This is a genomic window from Nissabacter archeti (genome assembly GCF_018257325.1).
In the GTDB taxonomy this organism is placed as follows: Bacteria; Pseudomonadota; Gammaproteobacteria; order Enterobacterales; family Enterobacteriaceae; genus Chimaeribacter; species Chimaeribacter arupi.
In genome coordinates, this window is record NZ_JAERKB010000004.1 from 268,265 (window position 1) to 283,277 (window position 15,013).

The 15,013-nt window shown below is 55.8% G+C and carries 14 protein-coding genes; 9 read left to right on the forward strand and 5 right to left on the reverse strand.

Going from position 1 to position 15,013, the window contains the following annotated elements; genetic code table 11:
* Positions 1-12 precede the first annotated feature (12 nt).
* The 3 genes from lpfC to JK232_RS07295 form a co-directional block, all read right to left on the reverse strand.
* A complete protein-coding gene (gene lpfC / locus JK232_RS07285; RefSeq protein ID WP_212589016.1) occupies positions 13-2,595 on the reverse strand; it encodes an outer membrane usher protein LpfC in 2,583 nt (860 codons plus the stop codon).
* A 47-nt stretch (positions 2,596-2,642) separates the two neighbouring features.
* Entirely contained in the window at positions 2,643-3,344 is a 702-nt protein-coding gene (locus JK232_RS07290) for a fimbria/pilus periplasmic chaperone (RefSeq protein WP_072928081.1), read from the reverse strand.
* Positions 3,345-3,439: 95 nt separating this feature from the next.
* A complete protein-coding gene (locus tag JK232_RS07295; protein WP_206602315.1) occupies positions 3,440-3,958 on the reverse strand; it encodes a fimbrial protein in 519 nt (172 codons plus the stop codon).
* A gap of 542 nt (positions 3,959-4,500) precedes the next feature.
* On the opposite strand from JK232_RS07295, the gene JK232_RS07300 reads away from it, so the two are divergent.
* Positions 4,501-4,938, forward strand: a complete 438-nt coding sequence (locus JK232_RS07300) for a bleomycin resistance protein (RefSeq protein WP_101836230.1) — start codon at positions 4,501-4,503, stop codon at positions 4,936-4,938.
* Between the two features lie 107 nt (positions 4,939-5,045).
* Here the strand turns inward: JK232_RS07300 and JK232_RS07305 are convergent, their stop codons facing one another.
* A complete protein-coding gene (locus JK232_RS07305; protein ID WP_072928076.1) occupies positions 5,046-5,261 on the reverse strand; it encodes a YegP family protein in 216 nt (71 codons plus the stop codon).
* A 472-nt stretch (positions 5,262-5,733) separates the two neighbouring features.
* Between JK232_RS07305 and JK232_RS07310 the strand changes: the two genes are divergently transcribed.
* Positions 5,734-6,204 carry a hypothetical protein gene (locus JK232_RS07310; RefSeq protein ID WP_101829335.1) on the forward strand — a complete coding sequence of 157 codons (471 nt, stop codon included), beginning with the start codon at positions 5,734-5,736 and terminating at the stop codon, positions 6,202-6,204.
* Between the two features lie 84 nt (positions 6,205-6,288).
* Here the strand turns inward: JK232_RS07310 and JK232_RS07315 are convergent, their stop codons facing one another.
* A complete protein-coding gene (locus tag JK232_RS07315) occupies positions 6,289-7,503 on the reverse strand; it encodes an MFS transporter (protein ID WP_079205198.1) in 1,215 nt (404 codons plus the stop codon).
* 535 nt (positions 7,504-8,038) lie between these two features.
* Between JK232_RS07315 and JK232_RS07320 the strand changes: the two genes are divergently transcribed.
* The 7 genes from JK232_RS07320 to JK232_RS07350 all read left to right on the forward strand — a co-directional run bounded on the left by JK232_RS07320 (position 8,039) and on the right by JK232_RS07350 (position 14,899).
* Positions 8,039-8,248 carry a hypothetical protein gene (locus JK232_RS07320; RefSeq protein WP_072928073.1) on the forward strand — a complete coding sequence of 70 codons (210 nt, stop codon included), beginning with the start codon at positions 8,039-8,041 and terminating at the stop codon, positions 8,246-8,248.
* A gap of 11 nt (positions 8,249-8,259) precedes the next feature.
* Complete coding sequence (locus JK232_RS07325; protein ID WP_072928071.1) at positions 8,260-9,105, forward strand: GNAT family N-acetyltransferase; 846 nt, start codon at positions 8,260-8,262, stop codon at positions 9,103-9,105.
* Between the two features lie 324 nt (positions 9,106-9,429).
* Complete coding sequence (locus JK232_RS07330; RefSeq protein WP_072928070.1) at positions 9,430-10,527, forward strand: ABC transporter substrate-binding protein; 1,098 nt, start codon at positions 9,430-9,432, stop codon at positions 10,525-10,527.
* Positions 10,524-12,626 carry a TonB-dependent siderophore receptor gene (locus JK232_RS07335; protein ID WP_212589017.1) on the forward strand — a complete coding sequence of 701 codons (2,103 nt, stop codon included), beginning with the start codon at positions 10,524-10,526 and terminating at the stop codon, positions 12,624-12,626. The genes JK232_RS07330 and JK232_RS07335 overlap by 4 nt, the downstream gene beginning before the upstream one ends.
* 293 nt (positions 12,627-12,919) lie before the next feature.
* The gene (locus JK232_RS07340) at positions 12,920-14,074 is read left to right on the forward strand and encodes a DUF8093 domain-containing protein (protein WP_212588986.1); all 1,155 of its coding nucleotides are present in this window, start codon (positions 12,920-12,922) and stop codon (positions 14,072-14,074) included.
* The gene (locus JK232_RS07345) at positions 14,071-14,379 is read left to right on the forward strand and encodes a DUF6966 domain-containing protein (RefSeq protein WP_212588987.1); all 309 of its coding nucleotides are present in this window, start codon (positions 14,071-14,073) and stop codon (positions 14,377-14,379) included. The genes JK232_RS07340 and JK232_RS07345 overlap by 4 nt, the downstream gene beginning before the upstream one ends.
* Positions 14,380-14,536: 157 nt before the next feature.
* Positions 14,537-14,899 carry an alpha/beta fold hydrolase gene (locus tag JK232_RS07350; RefSeq protein ID WP_212588988.1) on the forward strand — a complete coding sequence of 121 codons (363 nt, stop codon included), beginning with the start codon at positions 14,537-14,539 and terminating at the stop codon, positions 14,897-14,899.
* Positions 14,900-15,013: the final 114 nt, after the last annotated feature.

Sequence of the window (15,013 nt, forward strand, 5' to 3'; positions counted from 1 at the left end):
CGGCTTGCAGCGTTATCGGCATTGCGCCGTCAGGGTGACCACGGCAACAGGTTCCGCACCTAAAGGCGGCACCTGATAGGGTGCACTGCATTGCTGCCCGGCCTCTTTGCCCCAGCTCACCGTCAGGGTGCCTTTTTCCGGCAGGCCGCTCATATAGAGCTGGCCCGCTTCCCCGACGATGCCGCTTTGTGGGGTTTTCACGTTTTCTTTCTGTACCAGCGTGGCGGCCGCGCCAAACGGCACCGCACTGCCATCCGCCCGGCTCAGGCTGACCATCGCCCGGTAGCCCACCTGCGTGGTGAACTGCGCCCGCACCACTGCGCCGCGGGTCGGCACCACGTACTGGATCGGCTCGCTGAGATCGACGTTGTCGCCCAGCGTATCGGTACGCAGCGACACCTCGGTTTCCCGGTACGGGGTGGCGTACGGAATGATGGCATTGCCGAAGTGGTCCAGCGCCACGCCGCTGTTATTACTGACGCTGGTGCCCGCGGCACCCGGCGCGTTCACCAGAATCATGGATTCACTCAACGGTTGTGACAGCGTCACGCCCTGGCTGTGGACGATCACGCCGCCGCGCAGGCCGTAATTCACCTGGTTGCTGTCACGCGAATAGTTGTAGCCGAGATCGATGTTGCCTTTGCTGCCCTGGTAGCCGAGCGAAGCATTGCCGCTGTTGCCGACGCCGTCTGAGCCGTAGCCCTCCTGCACGCTCCAGTTCAGGTTACGTTGTTCCAGCGCGGTGCCGCTCAGCCCGACCTGATGGTTGGTGCGGCCGTGCAGATCGCTGGTCATACGGTAGGAGCTCCAGGCCTGCCCGAGCGGCACCGAAACGTTAAAGGAGAAGAGATGGTCGGCGTCGTCATAGTCCGGCGAGCGCGTATAGCTGTAGGCCATGCCCCAGCTCACTGCGCCGATGCGGCCGTTATAGCCGCCGCTGACCGAGCGCTGCGTATCATCATCGCCCCAGTAATCCTGTAAGTTCATGCTGAAATAGACCGAGCCGTAGCGCCCCATCTGCTGGGTGATATTGCCCTGTAACTGGCTGCGCTGGTGGTAGCGGGCATAGTCGCTGTCAGCGTGGTTGCGCACGTCGGTGGCTTCCTGGAAGCTGTAATAGCCCTGCGTGGAGTAGCGGTAGCCCAGCAGGCGGAAATCGGTGCCGCTGTCGGCAAAACTTTTGGCATACAGGAACCGGTAAGACTGGCCCTGTTCGTCGCGGCCGTCACCCAGATCGCTTTTTGCCTGGGTGACGTCGAGCGAGATGGCCCCGATGTCACCCAGGTTAATGCCCGCGCCCAGCGCGAGGGCGTTATAGTCTTCAGAAAACAGGGTGCCGCCATAGGCGGTAATGCCGTGCGGCAGGCCATAGATCGCATGGCCCTGGACGAACTGCGGGTTACCGGACTCATAGTTCCCGCCCTGGTATTCACCGCCGCTGACGCTGTATTTCAACTGCCCTTCGCGTAGCAGGATGGAGACGGCCGCAAACGGCTGGATAAAGCGCTGCTCACGGCCGTCGCTCTCTTTGACGGTCACCGTCAGGTCGCCGCTGCTGGAGGTCGGGTAGAGATCGGTAATCTCAAACGCGCCCGGCTGGACAAAGGTGCGGTAAATCACATAGCCATTCTGCTCGATGACCACTTCCGCATTGGTGCGGGCAATGCCGCGCACCACCGGCGCAAAGCCGCGCTGGCTGTCCGGCAGCATTTCATCATCCGAGGTGAGCTGCACCCCGCGGAATTGCACGCTGTCAAACACATCGGCGGCGGTGTAGGTGTCACCCAACGTCAGGTCGGCTTTCAGCGGCACAATATTGCGCGTGAGGTAGGTGCCGAGGTTATCGGTGCTGGTCTGCCCGTCGTAACGGCTCCAGGTGGAATTATTGCGCAAGCGCCACGCGCCGAGGTTAACGCCGCTGCGCAGGTTGAAATAGTAGCCGTTGCTGTAACTGCGCCCGCCGCTGCTGTCATCATGCTCACGGCCCCACTCATCGGTGTAGTGGTTCTCCTGGTAGTCGGTGTCGGTGCGCCCGTTACTGCCGGAGAAGCTGTAGTCCAGCAGCAGCGCCGGGATGCCCTCATCCCAGCGGCTTTCCGGCACCGTGCCTCGGGCGGTCTGCACCATCGCCGCCTGGGGGAAGCTGAGGATTAAAGTCTGAGTGTTGAAATCAAAATGGCTGGCGGCGTTGGGGATAAGCTCCGTAAACGGCGCACACGCCTCTGCCGGGTACGCCTCCAGCGCCGGGAAACTCCCGACCCGCACGCCCATTTCCGCCAGTTGCACCCGGCTCAGGCAAGGCGTCAGGGATTCACCGGCGGCCTGTTGGGCGGCCGTCGCGGCGCTGAATGCCAGCTCGCGTACCTCATGCTTACGCTCATTAACGATAATCTCTACCCGGTAATTGCCCGGCAGTTGCTTCCCGGTGGCGCCTTCGTAAATCGACAAATCGGCCAGTGCGCTGCCGGTACCGACATCTTCCAGAAAGCGAGGGTTAAACTGCGCGGCCTGCGTGTGACAGGCAGCGGCGACCAGTACCGCCAGGGCCGAACGTATAAAAAGTTGACAGAGGGCCGGGTGTGGGCGTTTGTGCATCCGCTGCATGGTGAAGGTCACTCAGGTAAGAAAGAAAAGGAAGACATTCAGGATTTAACCGGCTGATTCAGGGAGTCACTTGAGGCCCCGAAATCATTGATCACCGAATAAGTCACGTTGGCGACGCTCTGCATACCGGCAGGCAGCGGCTGGCTTACCTGGCTTTTGGCCGGCACCATCGGCACGCGGCCGGCATCCCGGCCATCAAACGCGAGATGATCAAACGACATGGTGTAAGGCGTGGGGTTATGGATCACCACCTGGTCGCCCTGGCGGGTAAACGTCAACTGGCGGTAGGCCTCATTGGCATTGCCCGTCAGCCCGGCCGGCCGGTAGAACAGCTTCAGCCGGGTACGCACGGCAATTTGCAGCACGTTTTTGCTCTGGCCGGCTTCCGGGGTAGACGGAATGGCCTTCACATTCACCCAGTAAACGGATTCCCGATCCTGCGGCAACGGCGTACCGAGATGCACAATACGCAGCACATTGTCTTTAGCCGGGTCGAGGCGGAACAGCGGCGGTGTAATCACAAAGGGGGTTTTTTTATTGCCGCCCGCGTCTTCAACCCAGGTCTGGATCAGGAAGGCTTCTTTCGGGTTGCGGTTACTGACGGTAAGCGCGGCTTCCTTTTTATCGGCCTGATAAATCACGCGCGTGGCACTCATGGCGATGCCCCCGGCGGCGTAAGCAGTTTGCGCCAACGGGAGAAGGCATAAAAAAGAGCAGAGGAGTTTTTTGGTCAATTTCATGGTTGCGCCCGGCATAAAAAGAAACGGGCGGTATGAAAAGAAGATGCCGCCCGCAAAATACAGCGATTCACCTGATAGAGGTGCGCCTTGCGTAATTAGTTGTAGGTCACATCGAAATCAACCTGGCTGTTGCCGTAACCCGGCGTTGCGCTGCCTTTACTGACATAAGCCGCGGAGTAATAGAGCACGTGCTGGCCCTCTCTCAGTATTTCTTCTGCGGTGGCGGTGCCGACTTTAATATCCGCGCCCGCTTTGTCGAAAAGACCAATGGTCACATTCGTGGCCGCCCCGGCTTCATTATTCACCAGCAAGCGGCCATCTGCGTCGGCAAGGCCGTTGAATTGCACCTTCACCTTGGTTTTGCTGGTGATATCGCACTCTTCTAATTTAATCTGGAAGGGTTTTGCCGGGGATTTATCCCCCGCTGTGGCTAATGTCGTGGCTTTCACCTGGCCCAGATTGATTTCCTGGTTTTGGGAATCCGCGGACACCACGCAAGGCGCATCAACAATCTCGCCTTTAAAACGAATGGTGCCGTCTCCGATATCTGCAGCAAAAGCGGAGTGGCTTACCACCAGGGCGGTAACGGCAGAAACAAAAAATCCTTTCTTCATTTTTAAAAATCCCATGAGTAATCAATATAAAGAAAACACGCTCACCCGTTTTGGGAAAGCGGGGTGGAGAAGTCACAGGCATCTTAAATAAGAGAGGCGACATATCAATTTACAGATTTTTAATGTTTATATTATTTTCACTTAATTGTTTTTAATGTATTGATTTTACTGTCTCTTGGTGCTTTTATTTGCCTGATGGATCAATCAAAGTTGAATGATCGAAAAAATATATGAGACGTAAGTGCGCGCAGTAAGTGCAAATCATTAACTGAAAAAATACATAATCTTAAATCGATCAATAATCTATATGTTTTAAGGGTGTTTTTTAACCCATAAAAACAGGGTGCGCCGGCTGTAAAAATAAGCCTCCTATTTATTTTCTTATCCATTAATTCAATGCTTAATAGAAATGGTTATTTATGTGCCGTTTCATCCTTCTTTACGGGAGTTTATTCCGCTTGGGCATTTACCGCCGGGTAAGAATGCGTTTATATTGGCAGCGCAAAGTGATAAGCAAATAAACCTTTCACAAGGAGAACAGTGTGGCCACAGACAATGAAACGTACTGGAACAAAATGGTGCCGGAGCTCACGGTCATGGATTTCGCCCAGTCGCTGGATTTTTACCAACGTATTCTGGGATTCCATGTCCGGGTACGGCGGGACGATCCTGATTTTGCTTATGTGTGCCTGGGCGAGGCACAACTGATGCTGGAAGCCTTCCACACGCAGGGCTGGAATGTGGCCACGCTGGCACGGCCGCTGGGGCGGGGTATCAACCTGCAAATTGAAGTCGATTCCCTGACGCCGCTGCTGACCAACCTCGCCGCCAATGGCGTTATGCTCTACCGGGACGTACAGGAGAGCCGTTATCTGATTGGCGAAACAGAGGCGTGCCAGCGTGAATTTTTAGTGCAGGACCCGGACGGATATCTGCTGAGGTTCTGCGAATTTATGGGGGAAGAACCCCCGTCAGTCTAAAAATGAGGGTTAAGTTGCCCCTCTCGTTTGCCGGCGTTGCGGCACTGAAAGCCGCGTAGGGTTATCAGGAATACTGTATCGGCGATGCAGTATTCTGTTCAGCAAAATTACATGGTCAGCCTCATATAGTGATTGTCCCCTACACACACGGCCAGCCCCGCATCAAGCGTCATCTGTTTAATGTCCTCCCTACAGGTGTTGAGATCATCATATCCGGCAGGGTTAACTGCAATAACCCGCCCGCCCCGCGACATCAGCCGCCAATTCCATGTCTGCCGCGTATCCTGGTAAATATAGAAATAAGATAAAGATTGCTGTTTCATGATATTCCTTCAGTCTGGTCATTCACATACCCGCTCCCCTCACCGGTCATGCCACACTTGCAATGTTGTGAAATAACGGGAAGCGAAGCGGTGAACATAGGATGGCGTCATTTTCTTTGATTGAAAAGCACGGCTAATATGTTTTGAGAAAAAATGAGACTGTTTATCTTTTTGCGGTGGATATCATTAATAACAAAGATCCCCTCATTTTTCTAAAAATAAACATAAAAAAACATTGTGGCTGTTAAATTATGGCCGCGCGCTTTTGCAGTAAAAAGGGCGTCGTTATACTTATTTCAAGGGATAACTACGGAATACACACCTGGCGTCAGGAAAGGCGTGATGATTAATACAGCACGTTTATCAATGTGCTGCATTTATACCAGGGAAAACAGATATCGCGGCCGGGTAAAAAAGTTTACTGAAAGTTACCCGTTCACTCGCTGCCTCTTACCATGAGAAGGAGAGTATAATGTCTGCTCAAAACAAGTTTTTTAAAAAACTCGACCATAACATCAGCAAAAAAGCGGCTGCTGACAATTTGCAGGAGGATATTGAGGCGTTCAGGAAAGAGACGAAACACCTGCTGGTAACGGTCGAAAAATGGTTTGCAGATACACCGATTCACTGCAAAAAATGGGAAAACAGCCTCACAGAACATATCGCCCCTGAAGTGATTTACCACATTCCGGGCATGACATTAATTAATGAAGAAAAACACCTGCATATTACGCCATTGGGCATGTATTGCCTGGGTGGGGTAAAAGGGCGGTTGCTTGTGTCATTACATATGAACGGGGAAGAGAAAAAACTGTTTGAATGCCGCCTGAATGACAGCCGGGCCGACTTCGATGATTGGGCATTAATCGATTGTGCCAATAAAAAGAAAATCTTGCCCTTCAGGGAAGATACGTTTTTTGATTATATTTTTGAATTCGCCTGAGCACTGGCGGCACCGCCCCGCGCATGGCTTTATGCAGCATCAGCCCGCTTCCGGCGGGCTGATGCGTATTCAGTGGGACGCGGATTACGCTTCCGGCGTGATGACCACAGGCCGGGGGCGGGAGACGCGCTCATTCAGCAGCGAAACCAGGAAAATCACCAGCCCCAGCAGCGGCAGGATGGCGCCATACGTCGCGGTATAGGTGACCGGGTAGCCATTTTCCACCACATAGGCCCCCACGCTGGCCCCCAGGGCATTGGCGATGTTAAACGCCGAATGGTTCAGCGTGGCGGCCAGCGTCTGCGCTTTGCCTGCCACCTGCATCAGCCGTACCTGCAACGGGGCGCAGAGCGCGAGGTTAGTGCCGATCAGGAAACTGCCGAGGATCGCGCCAAACAGCGTCGGGGCCAGCAGCGGGAACAGCAGTAGCACCGCGATGCTCCAGAGCAGGATGCAGAACATCGACAGCATCACCTTTTTGTCCGCTGCCCAGCCCCCGGCCAGATTGCCCGCCACCATGCCCAGCCCAAAGGCGAACAGAATCACCGGCAGCCAGCTATGGGAGAGGTGCACTGCATAAGTGACGACCGGCGAGATGTAGCTGATGACCGAGAACATGCCGCCGAAACCGATCGCCGCAATCCCCAGCGTCAGCCAGATGCGCCGGTTCATCAGCGCTTTAATCTCTTTTAATGGCGAACCGGCAGGCTCTTGCGCGGTTTTCGGGAAAATTGCCGCGATCAGTGCCACATCTACCAGCGCGATTAGCGCCACGGTGCCGAACGCCCAGCGCCAGTTGATGTATTCCCCCAGCATGGCCGCCAGCGGGTTACCCAGCAGTGACGCCAGCGTCAGCCCGAGCAGCACGTTCCCCACGGCTTTGCCGCGGCGGTCAGGCGACACCAGCGACGCCGCCGCCAGCGCTGCCACGCCCAGAAATGCCCCGTGCGGCAGGCCGCTGACGAAGCGGGCCAGCACCAGCGCGTGGTAATCGGTCGCCAGCACACTGGCCACATTCCCGGCCAGGAACAGCGCCATAAACAGCATTAACTGGTGTTTGCGTTGCAGTTGGGTGGTCAGCAGTGAAAAGAGCGGCGCACCAATCACGACACCGATGGCATACGCGCTGATGAAATGGCTGCCTTGCGCCAGCGTCACGGACATCGACCGGCAGACTTCAGCCAGCAGGCCCATGATAGAGAACTCGCTCATGCCGATGGCAAAGCTGCCGAGCGCCAGGGCAAAGATCGCCAGGGCGAGGGAAGGCGCAGGCGCCGGGGTATAACGATTATTTTCCATGGTGAAATACGGCTTAGGTTGTGGTTCAAAAAAAAGAAAAACGACGGCGACAGGGCAATGCCCGGCGCTGAAGAGAGAAGGAAAAACCCGGAAGTGATTATCACGCCTGCGGTAATGCCGCCCGGCGCGGGCAGGCTATCCCTGCGTTTGACTCCCCATCCCTTGCGGGCCGGGCAGTGTAGTCGCCCCATCCGGCCACGGCAAGTAGTGATTTGCGTCACACTTTTTACAGCAGCGCGTTATTCCCGGCAGGCATAACCTTATGCCGGTACGGGTGCACTGCAGCTGGAAATTGCCCGGTGACAGTGCACAAAACCTGGATTTGCGCCCTGGTACGCCGCTGCGCATTCCTCCTGCTATTATGCCAACGGATTCGGCAGGAAATTTCTTCCCGCCGCTGCTTACGCGTTAAAATTTTCCCCCAGGTTGGCATGTAACCTGCACCCTCTTTCCCTTCTGCGCTAACCGCGTTATTTATTAATGCGTTAAAAAAGGCGTTCGTCTGCCTTTTCAGGTCACCAGTAGGGACGCTGCTATGCTGAGTATGAACCCTGACGACGTGGTGCCGTGCCGTCACTGCCGGGGCTGGGCTGTCGGCCGGGTAAAGCGACCCCGGCCTGGGCATCAGGCCGGGCGGCTGGCTGCCGATCTGGTGATGAATGATGATCCGGTGGTTGACCCCACCTCATGCCGCTACGCGCGGCGGGTTAACGGCCCGGGGCTTGACGCGCCCGGCATGATGTAAGGAGAAACAGGATGCAGATTCGGATAATGCGTGAGGGCGATCTGCCCACGGCGTTGACGCTGTCACAGCAGGTGAAATGGCCGCACCGCCTGGAGGACTGGCAGCAGGCGCTGAGCCTGGGGGCAGGGATTGTGGTGGAAGAGAAAGGGCAGGTGGTCGGCACGGCCCTCGGCTGGCGCTGGGGTGAACACTACGCCACCCTCGGGCTGGTGATCGTTGACCCGGCCTGCCAGGGGCGCGGCATCGGCAAACAGTTGTTGCTGGCGGTGCTGGAAAACATGCCGGGCTACACCGTGCGGCTGCACGCCACCGACGCAGGCAGGCCGCTGTATGAAAAACTCGGTTTTCAGGTGACCGGTATTATCCAGCAGCACCAGTGCGCAGCGCTGGGCCGGATCACCCCAACCCTGCCGACGGCGCACCAGTTCCTCAGCGCGGCACGGCCGCAGGATGCCGCGGTGCTGACCGCGCTTGACCAGCGGGCGCACGGGCAATCGCGTCCGGCCTTGATCGCGATGTTACTGGCCGAGGCGGAGCGGGTAGTGATAGTGAAAGACCAGTATGGCCTGCCGCAGGGCTTCGCCGCGCTGCGCCGCTTTGGCCGTGGCCTGGCTATCGGCCCGGTGATCGCCCATGACCCTCAGCAGGCCAGGGTGCTGGTCAGCGAGCTGTTGCAACCGCTGGCCGGGGAGTTTGTGCGCATCGACAGCGATCCATTACTGGGGCTGGGTGCGTGGCTGGAAACCCAGGGGCTGCCGGTGGTGGATGTGCCGACCGTGATGATCAGGGGAACGCCCTGGATACCGGCTGCCGGTGCCCCGCAGGCATTCGGGCTGATGTCTCAGGCGCTGGGCTGATGAATAGGGTCTATCACTCCGGCCCGGAACGCGTCCGCCGCTGGGCTGCGCTGTTCGCATTCCCTACCGAAACCTGTGCCACGGCGTGACGGAGGCGGAGGGCCTGAAATGCTCATCGCCCGCCATCCACCTCGTGCGTTATAATCCTGGGATTCTGGGATTCTAGAATCCCAGGATTCTGAAATCCTGACATCTTTGCTGTTTTTTGCTTATCTTTCAATCACCCACCGATTCCGCGTGTATCCGGCGCCCGGCCAAATGGCTTGTAAAAGCGAATGATATTGATTATCTTTCCCGGCCACATTACATGGCCGGGATAACCCCATGCGCATCGCCGCCTTATTACTGTTGTTAGCGAGTTTCACCAGCCAGGCCAGAGAGGTGACCGATCTGCTCGGGCGGCAGGTCACAGTACCTGACCATCCGCAGCGCGTGGTGCTGGGCGAAAGCCGGATGCTCTACACGCTGGCATTGCTGGAGCCGGGTTACCCGGCGGCGCGCATCGCCGGCTGGCCGGGCGACCTGGCGAAATACGATCCGCAAACCTGGGCGCAATACCTCCATGCCTTCCCGCAACTGGCCACAATCCCGCAATTCGGTAACGGCAGCATCAATGACATCAATGCGGAAAAGGTACTCGCCCTGCGCCCTGACCTGGTGATTTTGCCGCGCCTGGCGAAAACCACCGCCAACAGTGCCGCCTTCATGCAGCTGATGGCGCAGGCCGGGGTGCCGGTCGTGGTGGTGGATCTGCGGGTTGACCTGCTGAACAACACCGTGCCGAGCGTGCGGCTGCTGGGCGAGATTTTTGAGCAGCCGCAGCGCGCGCAGGCATTCATCGATTTCTACCAGCAGCATATGGAGGCTGTCCGCCAGCGGCTGGCGGCATACCACGGCCCGAAAACCCGCGTGATGCTGCACCTCCACCTTGGGCGGCGTGATACCTGCTGCACCACGGCGGTTAACGGCAACCTCGGGCAACTGCTGGCGTTTGCCGGGGGGGAGAATATCGCGGCATCGCAGGTCAGCGGCGTATTTGGCGAGCTGAACCCGGAAAACGTGCTGGCCGCCAACCCCCAGGTCTACATCGCCACCGGCATGGCCGCGCCGGAAGAGGGCGCGCGAACCGTCAGCCTCGGGCCGCAGGTGTCGGCCGAACAGGCGTCTGCCAGTTTCAGGCAGATCATGGCCGCGCAGCCGGTGCTTACGCACCTCAGTGCCGTGCAGAACGGGCGCGCTTATGCGCTCTGGCACAACTTTTACCTCAGCCCCTATCACGTGGTGGCCACCGAATTCTTTGCCAAGGCGCTCTACCCACAGCAGTTCGCCGATCTCAACCCACAACACACATTACAAGACCTTTACCAGCGCTTTTTACCGCTGGCATTTTCAGGGACCTTTTGGAGTCAGTTACCACCATGAAAACCATCGCCACCTGCCTGTTGGGCAGCAGCCTGATCATCCCGGCCTTAACCCAGGCCGAAGAGGGTGACACGCTGATCGTCACCCGGCAAAACAGCAGCACGCCGGACGCGGCTACCAACTACCAGCCGCACACCAGCGTCACCGCCACCCGCAGCGAAAGCCGCATCATTGAGGTGCCGCAGTCCATTACCGTGGTGCCGGAGCAGGTGCTGAAAGATCAGGCGGCCACCAGTGTGGATCAGGCGCTGAACTATGTCAGCGGCATTACCCAGTCCAATACCCTGGGCGGCACGCAGGACGCAGTGATCAAGCGTGGTTTTGGCGATAACCGTGACGGCTCGATCCTGCGCGATGGCCTGCGCTCGATTCAGGCGCGTAACTTCACGCCGACCAGCGAGCGGGTCGAGGTGCTGAAAGGGCCGTCGTCGATGTTGTTCGGCATGAATGAGCCGGGCGGGATGATCAATATCATCAGCAAAAAGCCGCAACTGACGCCGCATGTGCATCTGGAAGGGCGCACCACCAGCTTCGGCGGGGGCGGCGGGCAACTCGATGTTACCGGGCCGCTGGGCGGCGGCTTTGCCGGGCGGCTGATTGTTGACCACAGCGAAACCGACTACTGGCGCAACTTCGGCCGCAACCGCCAGACAGTGGTCGCGCCGTCGCTGATGTGGTTTGGTGACAGCACGATGGTGCGAGTCTCGTGGGAGCACATGGAATACCTCGTCCCCTTTGATCGCGGCACGGTGATCGACTCAAACACCGGCAAGCCGGTCAACACCCCGCGTGAACGCCGCTTCGACGAGGGCTACAACGCCACCCGGGGCGATCAGGATACGCTGACGCTACAGGTCGATCAGGCACTGAGCGAGAACTGGGCGTCCCAGTTTACCTATTCGTTTAACCGTAACCGCTACAGTGACAACCAGGCCCGCGCCACTGCGTATAACGCCGATACCGGCGTGTTAACCCGGCAGGCGGATTCTACGGCCGACGCCGATGCCCGCACGCAGATTGTGCAGGCTTCGGTGAAAGGGGATGTGGACTGGGGGCGCGTCAACCATCAGTTGCTGATGGGGTTTGACTATGAGGCGGACCGCACCTTCCGCGGTGATATGATCCGCGGCAGCAAAAATACGGCGTTCAACGTCTACCATCCGGTGTATGGCGAGATGGCAGCGAGCACCACTGTCAGCGCCAAAGACAGCGACCAGCGCGAGAACATCGACAGCCGCGGTGTGTTCTTACAAGACGAGATCCGGCTGAACGACCGCTGGCGGCTGATCGGTGGCCTGCGTTACGACAGCTTTGAGGTGATGGCCGGCAAAGGCCGCCCGTTTGTCACCAATACCCAGAGTTCTGACAGCAAACTGGTGCCGCGCGCCGGCGTGGTGTACAGCCTGACGGACTGGTCAAGCCTCTATGCCAGCTATACCGAGTCGTTCAAGCCTAACTCATCGATTGCCACACAGATTGGCGCGCTGCCGCCGGAGCAGGGCAAAGCGTATGAAATCGGCGCGAAGATCGACACCCAGAACGGCATCACCGGCACGCTGGCGCTGTATGACATCCGCAAGCGCAACGTGATGGTGAGTGAGCTGGTCGATGGTGACACTGTCACCCGCACTGCCGGGCAGGTACGCTCCCAGGGCGTTGAGCTGGACGCTTCCGGCCGCCTGACTTCCACGCTCAGCCTGATGGGCTCCTATGCCTATACAGATGCACGGGTGACGGAAGACCCGGACAACCGCGGTAAACTGATGCCGAACACGGCGCGCCATACAGCTGCGCTGTTCCTGACCAATGACTTCGGCGGTACCGGGCTGCTGGCGAATGACAACCTGCGCGCCGGGGTAGGCGGGCGTTACGTCGGCAAACGCCCCGGCGATGCTGCCAACAGCTTCTGGCTGGAGTCCTACACCGTGGCGGATGCCTTCGTCGCCTGGCGCACACCGTTCAGTGGTTACGATGTCAAATGGCAGTTGAACGTGAAAAACCTGTTCGACAAAACCTATTACACCTCCAGCGGCAGTAACCTGCGTATCGCCATCGGCGACCCGCGCGAAGTGGTGCTCTCCGCTGCTGTGGATTTCTGAAGAGTGACGGCCGGGGCGAAGGCTCCGGCTGTTTTCTGGTTTTTCGCGCCAAAATTTACAAATACATAAAACATTTATTCATGACGTTAATAATTACAACTTGCTTTATATAATTATAAATATAAACATACCGGAACTGGCCGATAAAAATTCATCTGCCTGACAGGCATAATTGTCACGTTTTATTGACTACGTCTCTTTTTCAAATTTTATGAAACTGCTTATATTGCTTTTTAAAAACTTACACTATTTAATCCTTGTTTTCACTAAGGTTAAAGATGGGAAGTGGGTATATGTTCAAATTGTACCGAACATGGGACCTGGAAAGAGAGCTTGTTCCTGAAGATTTTCAGTTCATTCAGTCACCAGACGTTGCTTTCAGAAATGCCGCAATTTTCTATGAATTGGATTATCTGAAGTATCCTTATCGGGTTTCTCCCCATGAGGTTCCTGAAAGAAAAAAAGGTTTGGTCACCGCCCTTACTCTTCCTGCAAAAAGAAAATATCGCTCTTATTATGATGGGCTATATGACGACACTCAGCGGAACCTGAATCAGGGCTGGATTGTAGGTGTGGACACAGATGAGCCGTGGGATCATTTCACTAACCCTTTTTACTTCGATGACAATGGTGATCTTATTTATGACTGTTTTATGGATCACTACTGCAGCATATTTGAAGAGGAAGTAAGGCGGGCTTATGAAAAATGCGTTCATTATTACCACAGAGGAAAGCCTGCCCCAACAGTGAAACGGCAGTATGGCGAAGTTCCACGACAATATACTCAGGCAGCAAAAACACTGAACAGTAAAAATGTTGGTCGGCTTCTTGCAGTTGGTGGTATCTATAACGGAAACATTGACGGATTTCGCGAAACGGCCAGCCAACTGGGAGGTGAGGCGCCAGAAGGTTTTACACAAATTCTCAATGAAAAAACAGTAGGGACAGCAATTGCGCTCGCGTCTGTCGCTGCGGGGTTAGGCGTTGGAAGAATAGGGGCAGCAAACCGGATTTCCCAACATGGCGAACTGCATTTTCTGGGAAAAGTGGAAGGTGAATACTCAGCAATAAATCCTGGGCCTTTAAGCGAGAGATTAGCCGAAACATTTTCTGGAGGGATTTATAAAGAGATTGTTTTATCTGAGAATACTATTTTTTTTCGTGCAGGTTTTAATGGGACGGCACTTGGACGATTTTTTAGCTACGAAAAGCCATTGAGCATTATTCAAGCTAGAATTGATAAGGCACTGCTGCCAAAGTGGCCTGATGGCGGGACATCTCCCCTTGATAGCTTTTATCAGGTGGAAATTCCAGCAGGAACAAAGATCTACGTTGGAGACATAGGATATCAAAATGGTTTCTATATGGGGGGTACAGAACAAGTTGTTATCCCTGCACCTTGGAATATACCAGGAATAAAAGTCATAGAAAACGGTGGGTTGAAATGAAAGAAGAAATAAAAAAATTGATGATGAAAATTATTGTTCTTCTTGCTGAAAGCGATGAGGCTTTATGGGTAAATAGGTTTGAATGGCTTAATTATTGTATTGATACACATTATGATGATGCATTATACGAGATAAAACAGCTATTTGGTAGTGCGAATTCTTTCAATGATCTTATTCTACACAGGAATGGCTATATGCTTAAAAAAGAGAACGATGAGTTAAGTAGCTTACAAGATGAGCTCTATAGCTTATTAAAAAAAGAAATAGCCAATAGAAACGCTATCTGTGGCAAAAATGATATTTAAGATTGCAGCACGATTTAAGGCGTCCCTCTCAAAGGGTGCGCCTTTTTACATCTTTTGATTTACCGCATAATGCGCCCGGCATCCATATGCGCGGCTGGGGGAGCGGGTCAGCCATTTATGGCTGCTGAGTGCGCTCACCAGCCAGGGGGGCAGTGCATTGGAAAGCTATCAGGAGAGCGGGCAGCATGCCGTGGCCGACCTGTGCCGCCTGGATATGCCGGGTGGCCGTCTCCATTTGCAGCATCCTGAGCGTTTCCTCACGTTGCTGGGGCAGGAAGTACCGCTGGCACCGAGTGAGCCGGTGCAGTTGCTGCTTGACCCGCCACCACCGCAGATTACCCGCCTGCGCTGCCCGGTCAGCTACGTCATCACCCAACAAGATGAATTAACCCCACCCCAGGTACAGCAGGCATTTGCCCGGCACCTTAATGCCCGGCAACTCTTCTGGCAGGGAGGGCATGTGGCCCCGATCCACACTACAGACTGGCTGACAGCGCCAAACACCATCCCGGATTCTTAAAAGCATAAGAGAACCATTCATTGCATGAATAGTTACAACATACTAATTCATGATAATATTATATCAGTGCCTGCCTCAGCCCCGGAGAAACAAAAAGCTGCACCCCAGCGCGAA

What these genes read in the sequence shown, in the direction of transcription:
- lpfC (WP_212589016.1), bottom strand. Translation starts at nt 2,595, where the DNA reads ATGCACAAACGCCCACACCCGGCCCTCTGTCAACTTTTTATACGTTCG.
- JK232_RS07290 (WP_072928081.1), bottom strand. Translation starts at nt 3,344, where the DNA reads ATGAAATTGACCAAAAAACTCCTCTGCTCTTTTTTATGCCTTCTCCCG.
- JK232_RS07295 (WP_206602315.1), bottom strand. Translation starts at nt 3,958, where the DNA reads ATGAAGAAAGGATTTTTTGTTTCTGCCGTTACCGCCCTGGTGGTAAGC.
- JK232_RS07305 (WP_072928076.1), bottom strand. Translation starts at nt 5,261, where the DNA reads ATGAAACAGCAATCTTTATCTTATTTCTATATTTACCAGGATACGCGG.
- JK232_RS07310 (WP_101829335.1), top strand. Translation starts at nt 5,734, where the DNA reads ATGTCTGCTCAAAACAAGTTTTTTAAAAAACTCGACCATAACATCAGC.
- JK232_RS07315 (WP_079205198.1), bottom strand. Translation starts at nt 7,503, where the DNA reads ATGGAAAATAATCGTTATACCCCGGCGCCTGCGCCTTCCCTCGCCCTG.
- JK232_RS07320 (WP_072928073.1), top strand. Translation starts at nt 8,039, where the DNA reads ATGCTGAGTATGAACCCTGACGACGTGGTGCCGTGCCGTCACTGCCGG.
- JK232_RS07325 (WP_072928071.1), top strand. Translation starts at nt 8,260, where the DNA reads ATGCAGATTCGGATAATGCGTGAGGGCGATCTGCCCACGGCGTTGACG.
- JK232_RS07330 (WP_072928070.1), top strand. Translation starts at nt 9,430, where the DNA reads ATGCGCATCGCCGCCTTATTACTGTTGTTAGCGAGTTTCACCAGCCAG.
- JK232_RS07335 (WP_212589017.1), top strand. Translation starts at nt 10,524, where the DNA reads ATGAAAACCATCGCCACCTGCCTGTTGGGCAGCAGCCTGATCATCCCG.
- JK232_RS07340 (WP_212588986.1), top strand. Translation starts at nt 12,920, where the DNA reads ATGTTCAAATTGTACCGAACATGGGACCTGGAAAGAGAGCTTGTTCCT.
- JK232_RS07345 (WP_212588987.1), top strand. Translation starts at nt 14,071, where the DNA reads ATGAAAGAAGAAATAAAAAAATTGATGATGAAAATTATTGTTCTTCTT.